This window comes from Pseudomonas sp. DrBHI1 (assembly GCF_002205115.1).
In the GTDB taxonomy this organism is placed as follows: Bacteria; Pseudomonadota; Gammaproteobacteria; order Pseudomonadales; family Pseudomonadaceae; genus Aquipseudomonas; species Aquipseudomonas mosselii.
The window spans coordinates 17,166-19,360 of the sequence record NZ_NIBE01000116.1; the positions used below are offsets into that span (position 1 = coordinate 17,166).

Annotated in this window: 1 protein-coding gene; it reads right to left on the reverse strand. The window is 68.5% G+C overall.

The window, feature by feature from the left end:
• Positions 1-2,195 (reverse strand): beta strand repeat-containing protein (locus CC207_RS27895; RefSeq protein WP_371916501.1); only part of this gene is annotated, 2,195 nt, incomplete at both ends.

Below are 2,195 nucleotides of genomic sequence, written 5' to 3' on the forward strand. Positions count from 1 at the left end.
CCCCGGTCAGCAGCAGCTCGCCAGTGCCGTTCTTGGCCAGGGTGCCGTTGCCGCTGAGGTTGCCGGTGTAACTGCCGTTGGCGTTCTGCGCGAAGGTCAGGGCTCCGTTGTTGAGGATCGCGCCTTGCAGGCTGGTGGTATTGCCCACCACGCCGCCGGCATTGATCTGGGTGCCGCCGCTGTAGGTGTTGGCCCCGTTCAGGGTCAGCAGGCCGGCACCGTTCTTGATCAGCCCGCCGGTACCACTGACCACACCGTTGAGGGTCAGGTCATTGCTGCCGGCGATGGCCAGGGCACCGTTGAGCACGGTGGTATTGGCCAGGGTGACGGCGGTGTTGCTGTCCAGCGTGGTGCCGCCCGCGGCCGTCAGGGTGCCACTGCCCAGCGCGCTGTTGTTGCCCAGCACCAAGGTGCCGCCGTTGAGGGCGGTGCCACCGCTGTAGCCGTTGGCGGCGTTGAGCACCAGGGTGCCGCCGTCTTGCTTGGCGACGCTGCCGGTGCCGTTGAGGGCGACGTTGAGGGTGGCGGTGACGCCGTTGTCGACACGCAGGTTGGTGGTGCCGTTGCCCAGCAACTCACCGGCGGTACCGGCGTTGAGCACATAGCCATCGGTGACGAACTGCAGGCCGGTGATGCTGTGGCTGCCGTTCACGGTGACGGTGCCGGGGGCGCCCTGGAACACCGCGAAGGTGTCGTTCCAGGTGCTGTTCAACACGCCGTTGACGTCGGTCCAGTTGGTGTTGATGGCGTCCCAGGTGCCGCTGCCACCGTCGATCTGGCCGTTGGCGACGCTCTGGCTGCCGTCCCAGAACAGTACGTTGCTGGCACCGCCGACCACCAGGTTGACCTGGTTGGCCACGGCGGTCTGCACGGTCAGGTCGGTGATCGGTACCGGCGTGGTGCCGAAGCTCATGCCGTTGTTGGTGAGGCTGCCGCCGTAGGCAAACAACCGGTAGACCCCGGCGCCGAAGCCGCCGATGTCGGTGACGTTGAGGGTACCGCCCAGGGTCAGGTTGTTGGCGACGTTGACCAGCGGGCTGCCGCCGCCCGAGGGCGTGCCCAGTGAAGCGTTGAAGTTGGCGCCGCTGTCGAGCACCAGGTTGCCGGCGTTCAGCGTGCTGCCACTGGTGGCCGCGAGATTGCCGCCGTTGGCCACCGTCACCGCCCCGCCGAGGCTGCCGGCACCGCTGAGGCTGGCGCCGCTGGCCACGTTGACCGCGCCGCTGGCCAGGGAGCCGTCCACTTTCAGACCGCCCGCCTGGACGTTGGTGGTGCCGGTATGGCTGTTGGCGCTGTTCAGCGCCAGGGTGGCGCTGCCGAGCTTGTTCAAGGTACCGGTGCCGCTGATATTGCCGCCGAACACGCCGCCTTCGACCGTCAGGCTGTTGCCGGCGGCGATCTGGATCGCGCCGGTGCCGCCGATGTCGCCAAGGCTGGTGTTGCCGTCGAGGTTGAGGCTGGCGCCGGTGCTGACGTTCAACTGGCTCTGGGTACCCAGGGCAGTGGTGCCGAGGGTGCTCAGGCTGCCGGAGAGAATGTTGAGGATGCCGCTGAAGGTGTTGTTGCCCGACAGGGTCAGGTCGGCCAGGCCGCTCTTGTTCAGCTCGCCCGCGCCGCTGAGCACGCCGGCCAGGTGCAGGTCGTTGGTGCCAAGCACGTTGAGCACACCGCTGACATTGACCGGGTTGGCCAGGGTGACGGCGCTGGCGCTGTCGAGGTTGGCGTTACCGGTGACCTCCAGGCCACCAGTGCCCAGCGCCGCGTTGTTGCCGACCACCAGCGTGCCGGCCTGCAACTCGGTGCCGCCGCTGTAGGTGTTGGCCCCCATCAGCGCGAAGCGCGCCAGGCCGGCCTTGAGCAGGCGGCCGGTGCCGCCGACGGTACCCCCCAGGGTCAGGTCGTTGCTGCCCAGCACGGTGAGGTCGCCCATGGTGGTGACATTGTTGGCCAGGGTGACCGCCTGGCTGCTGTCCAGGCTGGTGCCAGGTGCGGTGGTCAGGGTGCCGGTGCCGAGCGCGGTGTTGGAGCCCAGCACCAGGGTGCCGCCATTGAGCGCGGTATTGCCGGCATAGGTGTTGTTGCCGGCCAGCGCCAGCCGCGCGCTGCCGGCCTTGACCAGGCCACCGGCGCCGCCGATGTTGCCGTTGAGGGCCAGGTCATTGCTACCGGCGATGTTCAGCGGGCCGGCCAGGGTG